The organism is Kordia sp. (genome assembly GCF_965224175.1).
In the GTDB taxonomy this organism is placed as follows: Bacteria; Bacteroidota; Bacteroidia; order Flavobacteriales; family Flavobacteriaceae; genus Kordia.
In genome coordinates this window covers 4,214,722-4,238,760 of record NZ_OZ245041.1, presented here as the reverse complement: position 1 = coordinate 4,238,760, position 24,039 = coordinate 4,214,722, and the positions used below count along the sequence as shown (strand labels likewise).

Annotated in this window: 18 protein-coding genes; 10 read left to right on the top strand and 8 right to left on the bottom strand. The window is 32.5% G+C overall.

Annotation, left to right across the window (positions count from 1 at the left end; all coding sequences use genetic code 11):
- The first annotated feature begins 531 nt into the window (after positions 1–531).
- The 7 genes from ACOQOS_RS18340 to ACOQOS_RS18310 all read left to right on the top strand — a co-directional run bounded on the left by ACOQOS_RS18340 (position 532) and on the right by ACOQOS_RS18310 (position 12,853).
- Complete coding sequence (locus ACOQOS_RS18340; protein WP_420571925.1) at positions 532–936, top strand: LytR/AlgR family response regulator transcription factor; 405 nt, start codon at positions 532–534, stop codon at positions 934–936.
- A 46-nt stretch (positions 937–982) separates the two neighbouring features.
- Complete coding sequence (locus tag ACOQOS_RS18335) at positions 983–4,342, top strand: hypothetical protein (RefSeq protein WP_420571924.1); 3,360 nt, start codon at positions 983–985, stop codon at positions 4,340–4,342.
- A 13-nt stretch (positions 4,343–4,355) separates the two neighbouring features.
- Positions 4,356–9,422, top strand: coding sequence for a DUF6443 domain-containing protein (locus ACOQOS_RS18330; RefSeq protein WP_420571923.1), 5,067 nt, complete (start codon positions 4,356–4,358; stop codon positions 9,420–9,422).
- Between the two features lie 104 nt (positions 9,423–9,526).
- Entirely contained in the window at positions 9,527–9,868 is a 342-nt protein-coding gene (locus ACOQOS_RS18325; RefSeq protein ID WP_420571922.1) for a hypothetical protein, read from the top strand.
- Positions 9,869–10,587: 719 nt separating this feature from the next.
- Positions 10,588–11,427, top strand: a complete 840-nt coding sequence (locus ACOQOS_RS18320; protein ID WP_420571921.1) for a hypothetical protein — start codon at positions 10,588–10,590, stop codon at positions 11,425–11,427.
- A 194-nt stretch (positions 11,428–11,621) separates the two neighbouring features.
- A complete protein-coding gene (locus ACOQOS_RS18315) occupies positions 11,622–12,038 on the top strand; it encodes a hypothetical protein (protein WP_420571920.1) in 417 nt (138 codons plus the stop codon).
- A 395-nt stretch (positions 12,039–12,433) separates the two neighbouring features.
- Positions 12,434–12,853: a hypothetical protein gene (locus tag ACOQOS_RS18310; RefSeq protein WP_420571919.1), complete on the top strand. Its 420-nt coding sequence runs from the start codon at positions 12,434–12,436 to the stop codon at positions 12,851–12,853.
- 706 nt (positions 12,854–13,559) lie between these two features.
- On the opposite strand, the gene ACOQOS_RS18305 is transcribed toward ACOQOS_RS18310, so the two are convergent.
- The 7 genes from ACOQOS_RS18305 to ACOQOS_RS18275 form a co-directional block, all read right to left on the bottom strand.
- Complete coding sequence (locus tag ACOQOS_RS18305) at positions 13,560–14,483, bottom strand: IS3 family transposase (protein ID WP_420571918.1); 924 nt, start codon at positions 14,481–14,483, stop codon at positions 13,560–13,562.
- Complete coding sequence (locus ACOQOS_RS18300; protein WP_420571917.1) at positions 14,465–14,983, bottom strand: hypothetical protein; 519 nt, start codon at positions 14,981–14,983, stop codon at positions 14,465–14,467. The genes ACOQOS_RS18305 and ACOQOS_RS18300 overlap by 19 nt, the downstream gene beginning before the upstream one ends.
- A 110-nt stretch (positions 14,984–15,093) precedes the next feature.
- The gene (locus tag ACOQOS_RS18295; protein WP_420571916.1) at positions 15,094–16,143 is read right to left on the bottom strand and encodes a hypothetical protein; all 1,050 of its coding nucleotides are present in this window, start codon (positions 16,141–16,143) and stop codon (positions 15,094–15,096) included.
- Positions 16,109–16,378 carry a hypothetical protein gene (locus tag ACOQOS_RS18290; protein ID WP_420571915.1) on the bottom strand — a complete coding sequence of 90 codons (270 nt, stop codon included), beginning with the start codon at positions 16,376–16,378 and terminating at the stop codon, positions 16,109–16,111. Before ACOQOS_RS18290 ends, ACOQOS_RS18295 begins: the two co-directional genes overlap by 35 nt.
- Before the next feature lie 2 nt (positions 16,379–16,380).
- Positions 16,381–16,560 carry a hypothetical protein gene (locus tag ACOQOS_RS18285; protein WP_420571914.1) on the bottom strand — a complete coding sequence of 60 codons (180 nt, stop codon included), beginning with the start codon at positions 16,558–16,560 and terminating at the stop codon, positions 16,381–16,383.
- 1,258 nt (positions 16,561–17,818) lie between these two features.
- The gene (locus ACOQOS_RS18280; RefSeq protein WP_420571913.1) at positions 17,819–18,835 is read right to left on the bottom strand and encodes a tyrosine-type recombinase/integrase; all 1,017 of its coding nucleotides are present in this window, start codon (positions 18,833–18,835) and stop codon (positions 17,819–17,821) included.
- Between the two features lie 21 nt (positions 18,836–18,856).
- Complete coding sequence (locus tag ACOQOS_RS18275) at positions 18,857–19,132, bottom strand: hypothetical protein (RefSeq protein WP_420571912.1); 276 nt, start codon at positions 19,130–19,132, stop codon at positions 18,857–18,859.
- Positions 19,133–19,532: 400 nt separating this feature from the next.
- Here ACOQOS_RS18275 and ACOQOS_RS18270 point away from each other — a divergent pair, with 400 nt between their 5' ends.
- The 3 genes from ACOQOS_RS18270 to ACOQOS_RS18260 all read left to right on the top strand — a co-directional run bounded on the left by ACOQOS_RS18270 (position 19,533) and on the right by ACOQOS_RS18260 (position 23,691).
- Positions 19,533–19,904 (top strand): BlaI/MecI/CopY family transcriptional regulator, encoded by a 372-nt coding sequence (locus tag ACOQOS_RS18270; RefSeq protein WP_420571911.1) that lies wholly within the window; start codon positions 19,533–19,535, stop codon positions 19,902–19,904.
- The gene (locus tag ACOQOS_RS18265) at positions 19,901–22,477 is read left to right on the top strand and encodes a M56 family metallopeptidase (RefSeq protein WP_420571910.1); all 2,577 of its coding nucleotides are present in this window, start codon (positions 19,901–19,903) and stop codon (positions 22,475–22,477) included. The genes ACOQOS_RS18270 and ACOQOS_RS18265 overlap by 4 nt, the downstream gene beginning before the upstream one ends.
- A 113-nt stretch (positions 22,478–22,590) precedes the next feature.
- Entirely contained in the window at positions 22,591–23,691 is a 1,101-nt protein-coding gene (locus ACOQOS_RS18260; protein WP_420571909.1) for a DUF4407 domain-containing protein, read from the top strand.
- Here the strand turns inward: ACOQOS_RS18260 and ACOQOS_RS18255 are convergent.
- Complete coding sequence (locus ACOQOS_RS18255; protein ID WP_420571908.1) at positions 23,688–23,912, bottom strand: hypothetical protein; 225 nt, start codon at positions 23,910–23,912, stop codon at positions 23,688–23,690. The two genes, ACOQOS_RS18260 and ACOQOS_RS18255, sit on opposite strands and share 4 nt — an antisense overlap.
- Positions 23,913–24,039 lie beyond the last annotated feature (127 nt).

Genomic DNA, 24,039 nt, shown 5'->3' with positions numbered 1-24,039 from the left:
TTTATTAAGAACTCAGCGTAGCTGTACTATAATATATTTTATATAAAAGGTTGCTGTTTAGGCAAGATGATAAATATACTAGTCATTTTACTCATCTTGCCAATTATAAATAATCTACATGAACGAAAAGAGTTTTAAATTTTTCAAAGGATTTGTAGTTGGCTTTTCTACAGCCGTAGCTATTATGTTAACACTTCTTGGAATTATCTATTTTGTATATCTGAGATAAGAGAAATTACCTTAAAATAATCTTTTACTGCAATTACAGGATTGCGAATAAAATCATGTGCGAAAAATGAATGTGTTTTATCATTTTCGCATAGAGATATGACTCAGTATTGACTTTTTTGAAATTAAAAAGTGGGTTGTCAAATGTCGTTATTATGTAGAAAAAATCAGTTAAGCGATTAAAAAGTTAACGCTTATACATTTTTTTCGACGCCCATTTAGAAAGCACTTTATTTTGTTATGTAAACTCTCCACCCCGAACCAGGCATTTTTTTAATGAATTAAATTCAAAAATCTCTTTGTATGGTAGAAATAGAAAATAAACTCAAGAAAAAAAACAGCATTTTTCAGAACAAAAATTACCTCCTTATTGGTAGTAAACACAAAGGAGAATACATTCTCAAAGAAAGAATTGTCTATGTAGAAGCTTATGAAAACTATTCATGGTTACATCTTAGTAATGGTACAAAACATCTGAGTTGTAAATCCATTGGATATTATCAAGAGCAACTGATACAAGATGGATTTTTACGTATTCATCGTTCGTATCTTATCAATCTGTCTCATCTGAAATTATACGAACCTAAGTATCGATTGGTACATCTAAAAAAAGAACTGGTTTTACCTGTTAGCTTTAGGCGTAACCGAACACTTTCCAAAGAAATAGAAAATCAAACAGTACAACTGCCGTATAGAATAGCAGTATAAATAACATTTATAAAACAAACATTAACATTTACACAAAAACAAATTTATGAAACATTTTATTGCATGTATCTGCATGCTAGCAAGCTTTGGCTTTGTGCATGCGCAATTCAGTACCACAGAATACAGTACTCCTGCTGTAATTCCACAGGCTCCCGAAGTAGCCTCCTTACTTCGTTACAGTGAAGTTCCCGTTTCGTATTACAATGGAATACCCAATATAGGTGTTCCTATTTATACACTACAAGGACGAGAACTTGCTGCTCCTATTAATTTATCATATCATGCGGGTGGACATCGTGTCACAGAAGAATCAAGCTGGGTTGGACTCGGTTGGAACCTCTCGGCAGGTGGACAAATCAGTCGTACCGTCAAAGGATATCCTGATGATGGTGGAGAATATGGTTTTATCACCAATCCATATACGGTTGATCATATCAAACTGGTATGCGACTTGGATCCTTCTGTAGCTAATGATCCGCATTCATGCGCCTATTATACAGGACAACAAGCCATCGATTTGCGTTTTGACTACGAACCAGATGATTTTAACTACAGCATGTTTGGTCAGTCAGGACGCTTTATGTTCAATCAAGAAAGAGATGCTGCCAATCCAAAAGGAGAGATTGTTCAATTCCCAAATAAAAATGTTGTTATTCAGCCGATATACACAAATTATAAAATCACAGGTTGGACTATTATTGATACTAATGGAATCACCTATCAATTTGCTGTTGGAAACATATTCCATGTTGCAGATACTTTTCAAAGTATTGCAGGTCAGATAGAACTTTCTCCTGAAGATGGAGAAGGCAATACATATATAGAAACATGGGATTTGGTAAGTGTGACTAGTCCTAATGGAGATGTGATTACTTTAGAGTACGATCATCCCATATTAGATGGATATCCATCAGCATATCCGTTTAATGATATTAATACCACACAAGGATCACAATCATTAGTAGTTCATAACTCTAATGGACCTCTGAGTGATGTTGAAAAAAAACGTATTGATACTTATTCAATTACTAAGCGTCATTATACACTACTTTCAAAAATTACCAGCAGTAAAGGATCCGTACATTTTGTACGTGATACTAATAATCGTTTGGATACCCAATCTAGTAAGCAACGACTTGCTGCGATAGAGGTGTACAATACCGACAATATACTTACACAACGTATCAAACTAAATCATGGCTATTTTACCAGTCCTGCACCTAATTTCAGTGAATTCATTGGAACAGGTACTAATGATGATTCCTTTTTAAGCAAACGTTTATATCTGAAGAAAGTAATCTTTGAAGGACATCATAGAGGATACAATCCTTCAGAAGATTACAGTTACAGCTTTGAATACAATACCGATGTAATGTTACCTCATAAACGCTCATATGCACAAGATCATTGGGGATATTACAACGGAAAAAACAACACAAATTTGATTCCTTTTCAGAGTGTTGGAAACACACAAAGTGCCAATAGAGAGGTCGATCCAGATTATAGTGTAGCGTGTATGCTAAACAAAATTACGTATCCAGAAGGCGGAGTTACTAAATTATATTACGAGAATAACCGTGGAGATGTACGTCATATTGATTTGCCTCCATACAGTGGAAAAAAGATAAAAGTAGCCGCACAAGCTTCCAATCAACACAGCATTACTCAAAATAGTAATGGAAGTACTACCTATGTATTTTGGTCCAATGATTTTACAGTAACCAGTGATGCTAAATCAGCTTCAAGCAATACCAATAAAACACAGATGGAATACTTTGGTTTTTCCAATCGTTGTGAAAATGTCGATGCGCTTTACACAGGAGCTGATCAGGTATGTGAAAATATGTTCTTTAAACTCTACAAAGTAAACGGCAACTCAGAAACACTTGTAGCAAGCTATTCCATTTGGGAATCAGGCTCTGTTTTGGTAGACAAAGATGAGAGTTATAAGGTAAAAATTGAAATCACTACCAATGGTAATGATTACAATCTTACAGATCACTACAGCGATGTTGAATTCAAATGGTTTGAAAAAAATCCAAATCCAAATGCAGAAGTGTTTGATTATTTTGGAGGATTGCGCGTAAAAGCAATCAAAACCTACGATTTAACACAGCTAACAAGTTATAAGAGTTTTGATTACAGTGATGGATACATTTTGAGTCAGCCGTTCTATTTTTCAATTGGTATGGGCGATGTTCGCAAGTATGTTTCTCAGAGTTGGGTACCATTACTTACCACACAATCAGGTTATGCAGGATATACCACTGTGGTTGAAAACATTCATGAACTAGCCACAGATGCAGGACATGGAAGCGCCAACGCTGGAAATTCTCAAGTCAGACAAATCAAACGCACCTATACACCAGCTTCTACCAGTGTCGCTTTTCCTGGTGCTCCATACACACAAGATTGGGTAGGCGGACAACCTGTACTGGAAGAAATCACTGGAAAAAGCAGTTCAACCACTGGATACGCAACCTTTGCAGATGAAAATGTAGACAATATCAAAGGCTTTGTACTTAGTAGAGAATATCATTTATTTCCATTTGATCTAGCAGGCGAACAGGCAGTAATTGCTTGTATGAATGCAGGTGCTTGTGATATCTCTAGAAACATCTACAACATATGGCCAGGACAAAAGCTTCCCAATAGACAAACCAATATTACCAAAGAAGGTGATTTGGAACTTACCCAAGTTACAGAGACGTTCTATGAGAGTGTACCGAATCATTACAATCCCACTAGAACATTGTTTACCGATAGTAAAGCAGATGTCTATGAGACTGTCATTCGCTATCCATACGAAGAAAACAATACAACACTCTTAGCTGCAAATAGGCTTACTGTTCCATTAAACACAAAGCAGTATAAAGGCACAACTTTAATGCAAACAGCCATTACAAACTATGGGAACTTTACAGGTAGTCATCCTGTGAACAATCCAACGAACCATTTATTAGCTTCTATGTCAGGTGCAACAACCAATAACGCACTAGAAGAACGTATTACTTATCATGGATATACAAAATACGGACAACCTAGGGAAGTCTCTAAAACAGGCGGCACACATATTACCTATGTATGGGGTTATAATTACAATTATCCTGTAGCAAAAATTGAAAATGCAACCTATGCAGAAGTAGCTACTTTAGTAGATGAAGCAACCATTCAGAATCTTACAGGTGCTGCGCTTGAAAATGCTTTAGCGCCACTTAGAAATGGACTTCCAAATGCAATGGTGAGTACCTATAGTTTTGATCCGCTTATCGGGATGACACAAAGTACAGATCCAAGAGGAAGAAGTAGTTATTACAAATACGATACCATGGGACGTATGCAATATACTTTAGACCACGATGGAAACGTACTGAGTCAAAACACATATCACTACAAAAACAACTAAGATGAACAGAGAAATGAAAAAATATATAGTACTACTAGTATGTGTTTGTGGTTTTATAACAAGCATGCACGCACAATTTCAGTATGACTGTGATGTCATACAATATTACGATTGGGACGGTGATGGTTATGGAGATCCAGCCTATCCGTTTGACCCGCAAAATCCAAATCTATACATATACACACCACCTTCACATGCAATATTGGTAGAAAACAATAGAGTTTGTAATGATTTTGATTGTGATGATACCGATCCACAGATCAATCCAGATATGTATTGGGCAACAGTAGCCGATAATGATAATGATGGACATTATACGATCACCTCAGTTGTTCAAGGGTGTGAAAACATTCCTTTGGATGCTGTATTAATTGATTTAAACAATACTTCCAATTTACTGGTTGACTGTGACGATTCTGATCCAAATCTACAATCTTTTAAAGCCTATTACAATGATACTGATGGTGATGGTTTTGGAGATTTAAATGATGTGATCTATTCTTGCTCAGGAGCTATTCCAAGTGGGTATGTAGAAAATGGAGGCGATTGGTGTCCTGATACCTATGGAACTTATAATGGATGTTCTGATACAACAAATCAAGTAGGAATCAACCAGAATAGAAACTATGTGCATTCGGTAGCATTTCAAACCCCAACACAGTTACAAGATATTTCTAATGTTCAATCCAAAGATAGAATTGAACAAATCACATATTTTGACGGAATGGGACGTGGACAAATGCAAATCGCCATTGGGCAATCACCAAAGGACAACAGAGATATTAAGACGCTCATTACCTATGATGAATATGGTCGAACTGCAAACTCTTTTCTGCCTTATGTTGATGCCCAACGAGGCGGAGACTTTGCGCCACCAGCATTAGGAGACATCTCTAACAATGGATTAGCCATGGGGGAAATTAGAAAACAACAGCAGTTTTATCATAACAAATACGCAGATGATATTTCTAGTGAAACCAATGCCAATGGTTTATTGACAATACTTGCTGGTGTGAACAATCTTCCACAGGATTTACAAACTATGCTGGATCAAATTACGCTTGAAGGTGCCATACAACCTACGTATAGTTCGCAAGTATTTGACGAGATCGATAGAGTCACAGAACAAGCAGCGCCAGGGGAAGCTTGGTCAATCGCTAAAGGACATACGATCAAAATGACGTATCAGCTTAATGATTCATTAGTGGATGCTGTAAAACGTTTTGATGTATCCAATCCTTCTTCTTTGGTGTATGCGGGAAGCTATTATCCAACAGGAACATTGTATAAAACTATTACCAAAGATGAGAATTGGAAAGAGGATCAAACACATGTAAAAGATCATACGACTGAAGAATTTAAAAACAAATCAGGACAAGTACTTTTAAAACGCACCTATGATTTAGGCGTGTCACATGATACCTATTATGTATATGATGATTTTGGGAATTTAAAATTTGTATTGCCTCCAATGGCGATGAGTCAACCTAGTATTGATAGTAATGTGCTTGATAAATTTTGTTATCAATATAGATATGATTATCGAAATAGACTCATAGAGAAAAAGATTCCTGCCAAAGGTTGGGAATATATCATTTATGATACATTAGATCGCCCTGTACTGACGCAAGATGTAAACTTAAGAACTAATGGTCTTTGGCTTTTTACCAAATATGATGGACTAGGAAGAGTCGTGTATACAGGAAAGTATGCAAGTACAGCTACTAGAACGAATTTACAAAACACGGTTTCTGCAAGTACTACCATCTATGAGACAAAAACAGCAACGGCTACTTCCATTGGAGATGCAACTGCTTTTTACAGCAACAATGCTTTTCCAACAACAGGTTTAGAGTTACTTTCTGTGAATTACTACGATAATTACCTGTGGGATGTAGGAACTTCGTATGAAGCAAATTATAATTTTTATGGAAATAATGGAATTACCACCACTGGCATTGTACATCAAAAAACAGCAGGATTGCCTGCTTCATGGACAAACGCAGGGTTTAACACCCAAGGAGCTATTCAAGGAGATGGATACATTCAATACACCATTGCCCAAACTGATAAACGTATCATGGTAGGGCTTTCTAAAGAGGCAGATGCAGAAGATATTCATTACACTTCTATTGGTTATGCTATCTACACAGGATACGGAAGTGATAAGCGTGTTTTTGTCTATAAAGATGGAACCGTTCAATCTTCACCTGTCACCTATTGTGAAATTGGAGATACCTTTAGAGTAGAACGCTCTGGTAATCAAATCTTATTTAAAAAGAACGGACAAGCTTTCCATTCTTTAATTGCAAATGATACTGAAACACTTGTAGGGGACGCTTCTTTTTGTGATCCAGAAGTTGCTATTGAAAATGTATACATTGGCTATTCTGTGATGGGACAGGATTTTACTCAAAATGTAAAAGGAATGCCTACAGGAAGTAAAGTACGTATCTTAGACACCAATGATTGGATTACAACGGCTTCATACTATGATGAAAAAGGAAGAGCAATTCATACCACTTCAAACAATAATTACTTGCAGACAAGTGATGCAGTAAGTAACTTGTTAGATTTTACAGGGAAAGTATTACAATCAAACACAACACATAAACAAGCAAGCAATGATCCTGTAGTCACCAATGATGCGTATGTATATGATACCAACAATCGACTCTTGTATCAAACCAAACAAATCAATAATGGAAACAGAGAGCTTATTGCCAGAAACCATTATGACGAGCTTGGACAACTAACGCAAAAACAAGTAGGTGGTCGCCTTGAAAAGGTGAGTAACTATGAGAATGTAAACAATATCAGTCAGTCTAAAGAACTTCTGACCAAAACATCGGCTACTGCATGGGATGGTGGACTCACCACAACGACAACCATCACAGCAGATGGATACTTAAGTTATGTACTGCCACAGGCAAACAAAACCATGATGATTGGACTCTCAGATGTCGTAGGAAATGACAGTTATGGGAGTATTAAATACGCTATCTATACTACCTCAAATGGAGATGTGCATATTCGCGATAATTACAGTGTGACTTGGGATGTATCTAGTTATAATGCTGGTGATGAATTTAAAATAGAACGTAGAGCCGATCAAATACATTATTTGCAAAACAATGTCACGATTCATATCTCTGATTCGCTAGATAGTGGCGCGCCATTATTAGGTGATGTTGCGATGTATCATATAAACAGCTCCGTTAAGAACTTAGTGCTTGTAGATCTTGAAAAAGAATTACAAGAGGTAGACTATACTTATAATGTAAGAGGATGGCTCAAAGGAATCAACGATGTCAACAATCAAGGAAATGACCTGTTTAGTTTTGCACTGAATTACAATGATATTGTTGATCCAACAAAACAATTATTCAATGGAAACATCAGTAGTACACTTTGGAGAAGTAAAGGACAAGACAGCTCTGTAAAGAACTATGTGTATGATTATGATGCGCTTAATAGAATTACAAGCGCGGTAGACAATACAGGAAACTACAACTTAGATGAAGTCGAATACGATCAAAACGGAAACATCAGACGTTTGCAACGTAGCGGACACAGAAACGAGGCAGCATCTGTTTTTGGTGTGATGGATCAACTAGTCTATGCTTACAATGGAAATCAGTTGCAAAAAGTAACCGATCATGTAGGGATTGAATATGGATTTAAAGACGGAACCAACACTGGTGATGATTACAGTTATGATGCCAATGGAAACATGATTGAAGATAAAAATAAAGGCATTACTAGTATCACTTACAATCATTTAAACCTACCAACGCAAATTTCGTTTGATAATGGGAATAGTATTTCTTACATTTACGACGCTAGTGGGGTAAAACAGCAGAAAATTGTAAATGATCAAAGCACAGAAAATGTCCAAGAGACACATTATGCTGGAAATTATATTTACAAAAAAGCAAGCAGTAAATCTCCATTAACACTTACGTTCTTTAACAGTGAAGAAGGGTATGTAGAACCTATTTTCAAAGGTACAGGCGTCATCAATGGATTTCAGTACACCTATCAATACAAAGATCATCTAGGAAACATTAGACTCTCGTATGAAGATATAGACGGAAACGGAGAAATTGATGCAGCAACAGAAATCAAAGAAGAGAATCATTATTATCCGTTTGGTCTCAAACATGAAGGGTATAATGCAAATCAAATTGGGAATAACTATAACTTGAAAGAATTTCAAGGACAAGAATTTACAGAAAATTTAGGATTAAACATTCATGAATGGAAATATAGGGTTAGTGACCCTACAATTGGTCGTTTTTGGCAGATTGATCCATTAGCGGAAGATTACGTGTATAATGGAGTTTATAATTTTTCTGAAAATAGAGTTATAGATGCTGTTGAATTAGAAGGTTTAGAAGCTATGGATTACAAAGTAACTATGCGAGAAGCTTCAAAAGCTCAGACAAAAGCCCTAGATCAAGGAGCCTCATATGAAGAATCTAAAAAGATTTACAGAAAAACGATGAATCCTGATTTAAGTGGTGAGCCACTTAGTGAGAATACTCAGAAAGCTCTTAATGGGATAGGTAATATAACTTTTGGTACTATTGGGGCTATTGGTTCTGCATTATATATTGCTGGTACTAGCGGAACAGGAGCAGCAGCAGGAGGTGCAACTGGATTAGTATTCTCCTTAGGAGAAATATCAATTGGCGTTACTCAACTAACCGATGCAATGTTTAACGATAGTAAAAATGAGGTAATACATGAATCTAGTTCTATACCTGGTCTTATAGCAAATCAAGCTGGTAGTGAAAATGCGGAATTTTATGATGCTGTTGGACAATTTATGCCTGGGTTATTTTCAGGTGGAAATATAGCTACAATTATTGAAAACGGTGGAAAAGTTATTGCAAGAAAAGGATCTTTATTAGATATAAGCTCTACAATAGATGCATCCATGGATACTAAGGGCTTATTCGATGCAGCTCGTGAGTTTAATTCAAACTCTAAAAAAAATAAGTCTATAGTTCCACAACCAATATCTTCAGATTTGGAAGGGGTCCCACAAAAAAGTATTTTAAATAAGCGTCAATGATTATATATAGACCAAAAATGACCAATATTTTATTAAATTTAATATTGGTCATTATTTTTACAATATTCATCTCATTTTTGAGTAATAACACTAAACATATAATAATGTTTAGTGGATTATTAAGTTTTTTTTATTTCCTGTATTTATTTATCTTTCAAAAATGGATTCAGGAAATAAGAATAATTGAAGAAAACGAAAAAATTATATTTTTATATCGAGAATACTTACTACTTAAAAAAAGAAAAAATTATTCTTTAAATGAAATAAAATATACTTTTAACATTGAAACAGGTCCAAGAGGTATTAAAAATAAAGAACTAAGATTTTATGATTTTAATGATCAGTTGTTATTCATACTAAAGCCAAGTTATTCTGGATGGTCTACTAAGAGCATTGAAAACATATATGCACAAATGAAATTGTTGGGGGTTAAAAAAATAATTTGATTAAACCCCAAGTTAACATGCCTATACCTCCTAATTTAAAAAAAGTACCATATTTATTGTGATATTTATCAGCTAAATCTTTTTTAAAAGGCTTATAATATTCAAAGCCTATTAAAATACCTATGATTCCCATAATGATATTAAAAAATGGAAAAAATGATAAATTTTGAAAAATAAGAATTACGTTCATAAGACTAAAATTATTACTTTATTTTTTAATAATGAAATTTTTATTAATTAATGGTAATGGTACAGAATAGTTGATGAACTAATTTTGAATCATAAATATTTGTAAAACAATAAATTAAAAACAAATTTATATTGCAAAAGGATGGACATTATGTTCATCCTTTTCTTTTTAATGAAATTTAGAAAGTGACGTTCACATTTCTTACATTTACGATGCGAGCGGAGCAAAAAAGCAGAAAATTGTAAATGACCTAAGCACGGAAAATGTCCAAGAGACACATTATGCTGGAAATTATATTTACAAAAAAGCAAGTAATAAATCTCCATTAACACTTACGTTCTTTAACAGTGAAGAAGGCTATGTAGAACCTATTTTCAAAGGTACAGGTATCATCAATGGATTTCAGTACACCTATCAGTACAAAGATCATCTAGGAAATGTTAGACTCTCGTATGAAGATATAGACGGAAACGGAGAAATTGATGCAACCACAGAGATCAAAGAAGAAAATCATTATTATCCGTTTGGTTTGAAACATAAAGGGTATAACAACCAAATTGTTGGTTCTAAAAATAATTATAAAACATATCAAGGACAGGAATTAACAGAAGATTTGAACTTGAATTGGTATGAATGGAAATATAGATTTAGTGATCCATCAACAGGTAGATTTATATCGATAGATCCATTAGCTGAGGATTATGTTTACAACTCCATATATGCATTTCAAGAAAACAAACTAGGAATGGGTATTGAACTTGAGGGAGCAGAACTAATAAGAAGAGCAAAAGAAGGATTATCGCAATTTTTTACTGGACTTTTCAATTTAAGTACAAATGAAACAACGGGGGAAGTAAAAAGGCAAATGGAAATTGCTAATACTGAAAATGAACAAAAAAAGGAGTTAATTGAAATAGATGGTAGAAATAAGACCAATAATGCAATTTCAAATGTTTCTGAAGGACTAATAGAGACTAGTAAGGGTGCTGGTCAAATTTTGGGTACTAGTATGGAAGTTACAGGAGATGTAATTTCAGCATTAGGGATGGTCTCTGCTCAACCAGAAATTATCGCTCTTGGTGAATCGGTGAGTAATGCGGGGACAGGAATTAATATTGTTATTGATTTTACCGATGGGAAAGATCCTGTAAAAGTAATTGGTGAACAAGTGCCAGCTGCTATTTTCGGTAAGTTAGGAAAAGAAGGTACCGCTGCTACTAGACGTATAGCTGGAGAGAAATTTGTTAAAGAAGGTAAAAATCATGCTACTGAAGCTGGTATTAAAGCTACTGAGAAAATATTAGAAGAAACGACGAATATATTTATAGAGGAAGCAAAACCAAAACCTGTAAAACATGAAAAAAAATAATAATCTATGAATCTAATTATAGGAATTTTGTTAGTTGTCAGTTCAATAATTTTCTTATTTATTAAACTAACAGTAAGCAAAGCTAAAAAAAAGAAGATAGATCCAATGATGTTTTCATATGACGTAGAGATATATTTAGCTTTTTTTACATTTTTTATAGCTGGATTAATTATGATATATAAAACATTTATAACATGAAAATAACATCGTATATAATTTTAACATTTTGCCTCTTTATTCGACCTAATTCAAGTATAGACTGTTGTGAAATGAAGGAGGGAACTTTTGATGTTTTTGAAAAAAATACTAAAATAGGTACTTTTTACAGGAAGAATGGGATTCAGCTGGAGTTTTCTGAATCTGAGAATAAGAAGTATACTTCCTCTAAGTTTACCTCAAAAGATTGTGTGTTTTTAATAAAAAGTATTAAAGTAGAAAATAATTTAGACACAATTACTTGGAAGATTAAAAAAAATCATTATTCCTATATAATGAAACCTGCCTATCTTGATGTTAACTATTCCTTGCAAGGAGAGATTATAAAAGTTAGTAATAAAATTGACCATAAACAAGAAGAATTAATAAAGAAATCATTAAAAAGTAGTAACTAATTTTGGATAACTATGTAAAATAATGTTTCTTAAAAAAACAGAGATATAACGAAAATTATATAAAACTTAAGTAGAAAAATGAGTCTCTTAATTGAGGCTCATTTTTCATTTTTTTAAATAGTGAAAGTTGCTTAGGTACTATAAAATTAATCATTTCCTGAGGCAAATACTAGAGATTTCCAAGTAGCAGAAAGAAGAAGTATTAAGTAATATTGTAGCGAAAAAAGAATTTTAGAATGATAAATTCTAAATTATACTTAGGGTTTTTGTATTCTTTTTACAATATAAAAAAGATATAAGAAGGTCGTCCTCTATAACAGAAAAAGTTAGCTCAATTAATTCCTGAGGAATAGCAGCAGTTCAAATAATAGTTGGAATTATAGTGATTATAAAATATGTATAGATTTATTATTATATTGATATTAATCATTGGTTGTTCACAAAAACAATCAAATGACTATTTGAAGAAAGGTACATTTGAACTTTATGAAAACGAAAAATTCATAGCTAAAATATACAGGTTAAACAATTATCAAATAGAAGAATATGAAGATTCAATAGTTGTAGCAAGATTAGAATGGTTGTCAGATAACTCATTCATTATAAAATCTACTAAAAAAAATCAAATTGATATGGATACTGTAACTTTTGCTATTAATCATTATAAAGTAAGCGAAAATGAATTCAAAATAATTGGTAAATCATATAATGTAAAATTGGATTATACTTATGGAGCCACACTAAAAAAGAAAGACTCTGAAGTATTATATTTTAAAGACACATTAATTTCTTTAAATAAAAATCAAAAAAAATAACATCTTAATCATAAAATAGAGTTAAAATAGCTAAAAAAAACAGCAATCAGTAATTTTTATTGATTGCTGTTTTTCTTTCCTTATTGTTCTGTAACAATAAAGAATAGGTCTTAGAGAATTTAATCTGTAGAGGTGTTTTTTACTCATTAAAATAAAAAATATTTTTGTGTCTCTCTTCATACCGCTAGTTTGTATTGCAATTTTTCGCTTACTCTCTATATCAAAGACAATATCAAGATTTTTTTTAACAAAGAAGACTGTTTTTTTTCAAATCATTGATAATCAGAAGCGTGTTTTTTTAAAAAATATTCTTGAGTCAATTCCAAGTCACTTCAGAGTTACTTTTTGGATACTTTCAAGTTATTTTGCGGCTATTTTTAGGTAACTTCAGAGTTACTTTTTGGGTACTTTCAAGTTATTTTGCAGCTACTTTCAGATGACTGTCTAATACTAAAATTACTTTACAGATTAAACTAATTATACTAATATAACTTTACTCTTTTTTCCATCACTCTAAAATACCTTTACATTTAAATAAATATTTCCTGTAATAGCTTTACACTCAAAATTACGTTACTAATATAACTTTACTTTTTTAAATCATCACCCTAAAATAACTTTACATAAAAATATGTTTCCTGTAATACCTTTACATGGTTTATAATTTTCAAGAAAGAATGCATTCTTTCTTGAAAATTTTGCTAGATCAGTTAATAATAGTATTTCGTAATTTCTCGTTGTTATTCTTCCAATGTTTTTTCAATATACCTGTTTTTGCATGTGCTTGATTAGGTGTTTGCATATCACAGCTCATATGTGGACGTTTACTATTGTAAATATAAATAGCCTTAGTTACACTAAATACGGCATCTTCTCGATTATCAAATACAGCTTCCAGACCTAGTTCATATTTTAAAATTCCATTAATACGTTCAGCAATAGCATTTTCGTAAGGAGATCCTTTCTCTGTCATGCTTATAGCTATATTGTGTTTGTTCAGTATTTTGACATACGCAGCACTGCAATATTGAATCCCTCTATCTGAATGATGGATTAGTTTATTATTTGTTATTCTTGTTTCAAGAGCCATTTTTAAAGCTTTTATACATCCATCGCTTTCTAGTGTTTCATGAAGGCAATACCCCACTATCTTACGAGAATAGCCATCTGTGACTAAAGACAAATAGTTAAAACCATCAACCAATGCTATATAAGTGATATCACTTACCCAAAGTTGTTCCGCAGATGTTAAGGTTATATCTTTTATTAAATTATCATACTTTCTGAGCCAATGTTTTGAATATGTTGTTATCACATATCTACGTTTTCTTTTTATAATTAAGCCATGAATAGATAATAAGCTATGTAAAGCGTCTCTACCCATTTTTATTTGGTGTTCATCAAAGAAGTCTTGCATAATCCTATATAGCTTTACAGTGCCAATTTTAGGTTGTTCTCTTCGTATGATGGCAACCATTTCTAAAACATATACCTCTTCTACAGAACGACGCTTTTTATACTTATCTACTTCATAATAAGCTTGTCGGGTTTTACCAAACAATCCACAAAGATGACCGACACTGATCTTTGGGTTTTGTTGTTTTAAACGAACTATTGTTTGGTACCACACTTTTTTCTTACAGGAATATTAAAAATTTCTTCAGCTAGGTCTATCATTGTTTCTAAGGCAGTTATTTTAGTCTTTGCGAGCGCTAATTCTTTAAGTAGATTTTTATCTTGCTGTTCTGGCATTTGCTTTGGATTTGATTCCAATGCAATATCAAAAGAATATTTTTTGAGCCAACTACGTATAGAAGCTTTAACAACATTATGTTTTTGAGAAGCTTCCTTAATAGTTAAAATTTCCATTTCAATATCTCTAACTATTTGTTTCTTTTTTGCGAGAGATAATCTAGGTTTGGCTTTATATTTCTCTGGAGTAGAAGAGTAATTTTGTAGCCAATAAGTGAGTGTGTATTTATTTCTAAGCTTATACTTTTCCATTGCTTCATTTATGGTTAACGCTCCACTTTCTAACTCCTTTACAGCTTGTCGTTTGATATGTTCTGGTTGAATTACGTAACGAGTTCCCGTTTTAGTAACGACTGAATACTTGTCTCTTTTTATCATGCTTTACTTAAAATTGTGTAAAGCTATTTCCGTACAAGACAGATCATTGATCAGTAACTTTTAAGACATTCTTCACCCTTAAAACTCTCAAGGATTTTTTTGTCTAAAAATTAATTAAATATGAAAATAGTTTTATTTTCTTGCGTTAGAACTGCTTTATAAAATTGCTCTAATAAAACAGGGTTTCCTAGTTGTTGTAATCTTGTTTCACACTCTTTAAATAATGGTAAACGTGGCTTTTGATTTGTAGTTTCTTTTTGCTCATTCTGTAAAAAACGACGAATCTGTGCTTGAGTGATTAATTTTAATCGTGTTCTCTGTTTGCTACGCATATGATTCTCATACCAAACTTTAGTTCCTGTAAAACCATACTTATTTTCTGGATCAAAATATAGATGCGGCAATTGAACAAATCTATTCTTGGAATCTTTTGCTAAATACTTTTGAACTAAATAAATACGCTTAACATACACATCATGAACTTTTTCTAAATATTCTGCTTTTACGGGTTGATACCACAAATACAATAGTTCTTTGGTCTTTTTCTCTACATTTTCAGTCAAGCCAACTTCTTTATATAATTTCTTCTTAGCCAATTCCCATAAAGCATCTACATACGAATTAAGAAAGGGAACACCTGAAGCTTCAAGCCTTGAATCTATGTCTTTTGCCTGTGTTTTAACTTCAGAGAATTCACCTTCCTTCTCTACATCATTAGTACTATTAAAATTTCGCGCGCCTGGTGTGCCTTGCGAATGTTGCTCATTCATTTTTTTGCCACCTTCCTTCTCTATGTATCTTGACAATTCGTTGCCAGTAAAACATTCAATTTTGGAAGTACTCGGACTTAACTTTCTGTCAATGTTCAATTTCTTATCAACTGCTATTACTATATTATTTATGTAGCTATTGTTACCAGAGTCTGTATGGGGACAACTTGTCGAATACTCTTTTTTAAAAAACTGATTATCAGTGTTTTTTGTTTTCTCCTCTTTTTTTAAGTTTTTAGAGTTATTCAGTGGTTTTGGACAGTTTATCAACAATACATTAGGATTCAAAAACAGTTCATAACTTGCATTTGAGCCGTGCCATATTTTTTGAGTAATGATATTTGCTTTTTTAAGCCTAATAAGATGTCTTTTTAGTTCTGGTACTGACACGTGCAATTTTGGCTAATTGAACGTTGTTGGTCTTTAAAGATGGGATATTAGCTGCATCAAAAGATGCTTTCTTACTCTCTTTTAATAATGAAGCACCATAAATACGAATAATCTCTCTAGCTGTTGCAATCACAGATTGACGCAACCGATCTGAAAGACTATCAGCAGTCGTATTATGTTGTTCCACAAAATGATCAAGCGCTTTAAAAGCTCTTGAAAAATGAATAATGCTCATTATTATTTATTAAAAGTATTTACTAACAAATCATCCATAGCCGAAGCCACGGAGATTAACTTTTTCTTTCTTCTCTTTGGTTTGAGAGCAGTCACTTTTTGTAAATCAAGCATACCATAAAGACGCAACTTCTCGTCTGCGCTTAATGCTTGAATTACGTTATATACAGTTTCTGCTTTCAATTATGCTATTGTTTTACTTTTTAGTTAATCCATCAATACGATATAAAAAACAATGATTTTTAAGACGTATGTAACCAATTTTGATTCATTAAAATTGGGCAAAAGAAGCCTTGGTCGCTCAATAAAGCAACTTTGTAATTGTGACAAAAGTTAGAATTAACTACATCATGTGTAGAGAAGTATGATATAGTATCTATAAGAGTTGGTAACTTCTTTTAATATCTGAAAATTTTAATGTTTTTTACAATCATATAGATTGTATGGATGATGCAATTTTGTTTTTTTAACTAATAATTATTTTAAGGGGTTTATAAAATATTTTCTGATGAGTAAGTAGATTCTTTTGGATTTTTAACTACTTACGGGATTACTAATTCTTTTCATTTGACTTGTAGTAAATCTAACTAATTTTTCACTGAAAAACTATAGACAAAATCGAAAAGGATTAAATTTTATAAAATATAACTCACTTGTTTATAGAAAGTTACCTGAAAAATGACTAAAAGTTTCCCTAAACTTTCCTAATTGTTTACTTAAAAGTGATCAATAAGTGACAAAATGTTTCCTGATTATTTACTGCTTTTTTACTCATATTTTACTGAAAAGTGACAAAAAAGTAACTGAAAAATACTGGCAAGAAAAAACTAACTATTTAAATATTAACCTATTAAGAAAATATAAAGCGATGAAACAGCACAAAAAAAAGAATATGCTCATATTTTCATAATGATTTAGGAGTGCAAAAAAATTAGTCAAGCAATAATTTTTTTTGAAAAAAAGTTTTAAAAGCGATCCAAAAACCAATAAAAAATAATCTTTTACTTACGCTTTAAAGCATAAAGTAATACAAGGTAAAAGAGCAAAACGCGAGTATTGGGAAACTGAATGGAAAAAGTGAATCATTTTTTTAAGTATTTGTAAAACAATAAGGCTAAAATGAAAAGCGTTTTTCATTTATTTTAATACAAATAAAAACAACTCATCATTAAGTGATTCGTTTAGAATAATTTTTTCCTCGCATAGCTAATTGCTTAACAGATAGCTAAAAAATTTACTAATCACTAAGCGATCAGCTAGAAAAAATATAGATTTTATTAGATTTTATCATAGAATACAATAAGTTCAAAAACCAATGAAATTTTACTAACCTATTTATGGAGTATGATGAATTGAAGATTATTAAAAAGAGCGCGAAGCTTTAAAAATTAATGATAACCATTTATATATGATTTGTATACGCGCTCTTTTATTTTGATGTCTAAAAATCGATTGTGTATTTATTTAAATAATCTTTTGCTAGAGATGCTCCAATACCTCTTAAATATTTACGAAGCTGTGATTTAGTTTTATGTCTTGTAAAACTCATTAGCTCTGTCAGCACTTGTTCATCAGCTTTCCCTTCAGAAGCTAAAGATTTATAAAGATTCGACGCTGCGGTATGTTTAAAAGAATATAAGGTTTGATCTTCATCGAGTTTCAAAGCTTCTTTCATATCAGCATATCTACGATAAAAATAATATGTTTTTGCTTTTTCAGTTGTATTCCATACTCCACATTCTTCTGTATTTGTAAAGACGAAGTCTGTTGGTTTGTATTTATGAAGTTCCATCTGCTTAATAACTTTTGCTAAGTTTTCAATAATGGGAACTACTTCCTGTGCTTCAGTTTTCGTTTGCACATAAATCCTTCTATTTTCAAGATCAATATCTTTAACCCTAAGTCGGCATACTTCGACATTTCTTAAAAAAGCATAGGCTATGAATTGTGTAAACTTTCTAAGATACGGATCATTTTTATCCATGTATTCTCGCATCTGTGTAACTTGCTGGTCTGTATATGCTTTGTGTGTTTTTGGTCTTTCTTTTAGCTTATTGATAGCTTTTACAGGATTATATTCTAAGATATCATCACTAACAAGTTGATTGAACAAAAGCGATAGAGAAGTTCGATAGCTATTCCTTGTTTTAGCACCTACAGGTTCATCCGTTAATTCTCGTTGCTTATTATATTTTTTTAATGAATTAAGAAAAACAGCAATTTCGCGACGTTTCAAGGCTTTAATGTCAATCTTATCTAGATCATTTTCCTTTAACCATTTTACAAATCTCTTGTAATGTCCATTAATCGTGATTTTAGCGCGAGCAGACCAATAGGCCTCTTTTTGCTCAACAGCAAATTCCAATGCTTCAATAGTCGTATAATCAGTCGCTTTGAAAGCTAGATTGTTTTCTTTACTAAGTCCTTTCTGCTCTTTTTCTATTTTGGCATCAGTCACTTTAAAGTTTTCATAAGGACTCTACCCTTTAGAAAGTAATTTCTTCAAGGCTTGTTTATACGCCATGAGTATCTCATAACGTTCTGCTTTAGTTTTAAATCGATTTGCACCTTTGTAGATTGGTGGCTGCCTTTTTAACTTGTTAGTTTTGGGATCACGATAGGAATAATAAACGTACCAACGTTTGTTTAAATCTCCTGCTGCATCATAAATTTTCGGCTCTGAATAATCTTTCTTTCCTTTCAAACTGTATTCGATAACGTATTCGTTTTGTAAAATGTCATTAAAATTATACATAAAATTTGTGTTTTCAAAATAAGGAAAACACACACGAATATTGATATTACAGCCATTTTCATATATTTGTTTTAAAGAAGTGAGAGGTAAAGCTTTCAGTAGTCGCTCTCTATAAGGAGCTTCAACAATACCTCAATCCTTAACGCGATACTTCCCACGAAAGCGAAAATTATACGAGCATATTCTGTAAAAACAAATAAAATATTTAACCTCTACACTTGTAGAATATAAATTTTAATTCTACATTTGTAGAGTAATATTACATGGATTGATGTGTAATATGTATACAAATCGTTTTGATGTCGACCGAAACGAGCTGTTGCAAATTTCACTTTACAATCCGCACAACTAATAATTCACGAATGCAATACGTATTCATAAATTATTAAATACGAAAAGAATGAAACTATCGAAAACTGAAGAACAATTGATGCAGCATTTATGGAAGCTTGAAAAAGCATTTATGAAAGATATTTTGGAACAGTACAATGATCCAAAACCTGCAACAACGACTATTGCTACTTTATTAAAGCGCATGACCGATAAAGGCTATGTTGCTTATAAAACCTTTGGGAAATCGAGAGAATACTTTCCGTTGATTCAAAAAGCAGATTATTTTTCGAATCATTTAAACGGATTGATTAAGAACTTTTTCAACGATTCAGCATCTCAATTTGCATCTTTCTTTACAAAAGAGACCAATTTATCAGATGACGAATTAAAGGAATTGCGTAAAATCATCGATCAACAAATAAAAGACAACAACAAATGATACTTTATCTTCTAAAATCAGGATTATGCTTAGCGCTAGTACTTTTAGTATATAAAGTATTATTGGAGCGTGAACGCATGTACATATTCAATAGATATTATTTACTCTTTGGATTGTGTTTTTCATTGCTTGTACCTTTTATCACATTTGAAACCATTGTAGAAGTTCCTGTTACTCAAAATCCAGACTTATTGAATTTTGAAAACATGAATGCTTCTGAGGCAATGCAATCAGAAACAACTATAGAAAATACAGTTCCAATGTGGTTTTATGCTTTGGCAGTTTTTTACAGTTTAGGATTATTTGTATTCAGTCTTCGTTTTATGAAGAATATTTATCACATTTTTTATAAAATCACAAAAAATGTAAAAGTATTCTATAAAAAAGCATCGTTAGTTTTATTGAAAGAAAATGTATTACCGCATACGTTTTTACATTATGTTTTTCTTGAAAAAGAATCGTATGATACTCAAAACATAGCGGAAGAATTATACACGCATGAACTCGCGCATGTAACGCAAAAACATACGCTAGATATTATTTTAATTGAATTGATTCAGATTCTATTCTGGTTCAATCCAATACTTATTTATTACAAAAAGGCCATACAGCTCAATCATGAATTTTTAGCAGATGATGCTGTATTAAAATCAAATATTCAAATTCCAGCATACCAACATTTATTACTTGAAAATGCACACTGGAATCATAATTTACATTTGGCCAGTAATTTGAATTTTTCTGTAACTAAAAAAAGATTACAAATGATGACAAAACATACATCTCGTGCACGTACTTGGCTAGTTGCCACACTCACGATTCCAATTTTTATAGGCGCATTATTTTTGTTTAGCACAAAAGTAATTGCCCAAGAAATGACTGCTGAAATTATAGATATTCCAGCAACCGAAAAGGTCTCTGAAAAAACACAAGATCCTAAAGAAACATATTACAAGAATGCAACATTCATCTTTGAAGACGAACAAGGAAATAAGGTAAAGAAAACATATGCACAACTCACTAAAGAGGAAAAAGCACTGTTAATACCACCTCCAAAAAAGCCAATTGCAAAACGCCCAACATCTACACTTTTAAATGATTGGAAAAATAAAAAACAATTTGCTATTTGGATAGATGACAAAGTAGTTAATAATGATGAAATCTCTAACTACAGCATCATACATTATAACGGAAGCTTTGTATATAAAAATGCTAGAAGTAAACGTTTTCCACAGCCATATCAAATGCATTTGTATACTGAAGCTGGTTTTAAAAGTTTGAAAACTGATTTAGCCAGTCCGTTGAGCAAAAATGCTGTTTTACATTTTAAAGGTCATAAAAACGCAAAGCACTTAGGAAAGAAAAAAGTAGGTACTGTATCTAAAGAAGAAACTGCAAAAAATGTTCGTCATGAACTTGCAAAAGCGAACCAATTGCCTGTTCATTATGTGAATGAGAAAAATGGTCCTAACGAAATGGAATTGCCATCTGACAAGGTAATACAGAAAAGGCCAAAAGATATCGAATTGTTCATCAATAAAAACAAACAATTTTTATTAAATGGCGATTATGTTTTTAAAATGAATAACTTAGATAAGTCTGTTAAATCTGAACTTAGTAAAATTTCACATAAAAGATCAAAAACAGCTTCCATAGTTTATGATGCTGCTGTTTCAAAGGAATTTGTTTCAAAAACCATCGCTATCTTAAAAAACAATAAGATTTATGATATTACTACACGTGTTTCCAATTCTAAAGAAGAAATACGATTACCACCTCCGCCACCAGCTGCTAAGAAAAAAAAGGTAGTTGAGGGAAAGTATATTCCTGGAGTCATTAAAAAAGGGGATAATGCTGTAGATATTATGCACAGAATCGTAAGAGACCAAAAGTTGGAAACGATGATGATTGATGGTAAGAAGTATTATTATGTTGTGAAAAATGGCAGAAAATTCATTTTCAATGAAAAGAGTCAGATGGTAGACAAAAAAGGGAAACCACTTCCTCCGCCTCCACCACCGCCACCAGCTCCAAAGAAGATTAAAGTTAAGGAAACAAAAGTTCCAGCACCAAAGAAGGTAAAAACAACAAAGAAAGGAGAAAAAGTTGCTAAAAAGTATATGCCTAAGGTACGAGAAACATCAAAAAAAGATAAAACTCCAATATTAATCGAAGTAGCGGAGACACCAACAAAATCAAAGCGAAAAGCCATTGTAGGTCGCAAAGCAGAAACGATGATGATTAATGGAAAAAAACATTATTATTATATAAAAAACGGTCAGAAGTTTATTTATAATAATAAACATCAATTGGTTGATGAAAAAGGAAAACTCATTCCGCCACCACCAAAACCTACTAAGAAAAAGCTAGGAGCTACTGAGAAATCATCTGAATGGAAAGATGTTAAGTACTTTTTAGATAAAGAAAAAAATATAGGTACGATTACAACACAAGGAGAAAAATATTATTATATCATTGAAGAGAAAAAAACTACTGTCTACAATCGATTTGGAGAGAAAATGGACGAAACCGATAAAAAGTTTCAATCAGCACTTTCTAAAGTGAAAAAATAATTAATTCTTACAATATCGTAAAAGCGGCTTATAAACATAAAATAAGCCGCTTTTTTTGTAACATTTTCGCAAATTTTGCGTTCTTATAGTATCATCATTCAAAAAATCATCTTATGTTAAAACGATTCTTTCTCGTCTGCTCGGGCGTAGACCTCAATCTTATACGCGACTGCAGCGATGGCGAACAAACAAAATATGCTGGTATCGGTGCTACCGTTTTTTTCACAGCTTTAATGGCTTTTATTGCAAGCGGTTACGCATTATATACTGTTTTTGACAATCCATATACTGCTATTGGATTTGGACTTATTTGGGGATTATTAATTTTCAATTTAGATCGTTTTATTGTTTCTACACTTCGCAAGAGAGATGATAAGTTTGCGGAATTTCTTCAAGCAACACCACGAATTATTTTAGCAGTTATTATTGCAATTGTAATTTCGAAACCTTTAGAATTGAAAATTTTTGAAAAGGAAATCAATCAAGTATTGTTAGAACAAAAAAACGAGTTAACGCTTGCCAACAAAGATCAAATTGCACAACAGTACACACCCGAAATTGAACAAATCACACAAGATATTGCTCTTTTAAAAAGCGAAGTGACAACCAAAGAAAGTGAAGTAAATGATTTGTACGAAACGTATATTGCAGAAGCAGAAGGACGCAAAGGAACTGAACTGATAGGAAAAGGACCTGTGTATAAGGAGAAGCGAGAGAAACATGATGCTTCCTTACAAGAGTTACAAGCACTGCGCACCGAAAATGCTGAGAAAGTAAAAGCTAAAGAACTAGCTATTGCCGATTTGATTACCAAACAAAAAGAACAAGAAGCTACTACACAACCTGTTATTGATGGTTTTGATGGCTTAATGGCGCGTGTAAATGCACTTGGCGAATTGCCTTGGCTGCCTTCATTTTTTATATTTCTGTTATTTCTAGCCATAGAAACGTCACCTATTTTTGCGAAGTTATTTACTTCAAAAGGTGAATATGATTTAAAATTACAAGATGCAGAGAACGCTGTTAAAACTTGGGTAGAACAAAAAGTACATCAGCGTAAAACATTATTGAAAACTGATACAGGACTAAATAACAAAGTGTATTCAGATATTGCAGAAGAGGAAGAAGCTTATAATTACAAGCGTAAGAAGGCACGCGAACTGATGCAATTACAAGCAGACGCATTTTATAATTTACAGAAAAAACAATTTTAAGTCGTTAGACTTTTTATATGTTTAATCATTCTTTGCTGCGCTTTTGCTTGTGCGATTTGAAGACTGCTTGCAAATTCACTTTCGGTAACAGCGCGGTAAAGAACTTCTCCATTTTTGTAGACAATCCACCAATATTTGCTTTCATGAATGTACTCAGCTTTTAGGTGATAACCATCTTCGGTAATGACTTCTTTGAACCTTTTATTTCCTGTCCATCTCATAGCCAATTGTATATAATTTGAGTTTTAAGGGACCAAAAAATAAGAATTTTCTATTTAAAAACCTGTATTACTGATGTTAAATGTTCTATAGGTTAGATGAAATGCTATAGAAGTTTCGATGAATGTT

Coding starts and splice junctions, on each gene's coding strand:
- ACOQOS_RS18340 (WP_420571925.1), top strand. CDS start 532: ATGGTAGAAATAGAAAATAAACTCAAGAAAAAAAACAGCATTTTTCAG.
- ACOQOS_RS18335 (WP_420571924.1), top strand. CDS start 983: ATGAAACATTTTATTGCATGTATCTGCATGCTAGCAAGCTTTGGCTTT.
- ACOQOS_RS18330 (WP_420571923.1), top strand. CDS start 4,356: ATGAAAAAATATATAGTACTACTAGTATGTGTTTGTGGTTTTATAACA.
- ACOQOS_RS18325 (WP_420571922.1), top strand. CDS start 9,527: ATGTTTAGTGGATTATTAAGTTTTTTTTATTTCCTGTATTTATTTATC.
- ACOQOS_RS18315 (WP_420571920.1), top strand. CDS start 11,622: ATGAAAATAACATCGTATATAATTTTAACATTTTGCCTCTTTATTCGA.
- ACOQOS_RS18310 (WP_420571919.1), top strand. CDS start 12,434: ATGTATAGATTTATTATTATATTGATATTAATCATTGGTTGTTCACAA.
- ACOQOS_RS18300 (WP_420571917.1), bottom strand. CDS start 14,983: ATGATAAAAAGAGACAAGTATTCAGTCGTTACTAAAACGGGAACTCGT.
- ACOQOS_RS18290 (WP_420571915.1), bottom strand. CDS start 16,378: ATGAGCATTATTCATTTTTCAAGAGCTTTTAAAGCGCTTGATCATTTT.
- ACOQOS_RS18275 (WP_420571912.1), bottom strand. CDS start 19,132: ATGTATAATTTTAATGACATTTTACAAAACGAATACGTTATCGAATAC.
- ACOQOS_RS18270 (WP_420571911.1), top strand. CDS start 19,533: ATGAAACTATCGAAAACTGAAGAACAATTGATGCAGCATTTATGGAAG.
- ACOQOS_RS18265 (WP_420571910.1), top strand. CDS start 19,901: ATGATACTTTATCTTCTAAAATCAGGATTATGCTTAGCGCTAGTACTT.
- ACOQOS_RS18260 (WP_420571909.1), top strand. CDS start 22,591: ATGTTAAAACGATTCTTTCTCGTCTGCTCGGGCGTAGACCTCAATCTT.
- ACOQOS_RS18255 (WP_420571908.1), bottom strand. CDS start 23,912: ATGAGATGGACAGGAAATAAAAGGTTCAAAGAAGTCATTACCGAAGAT.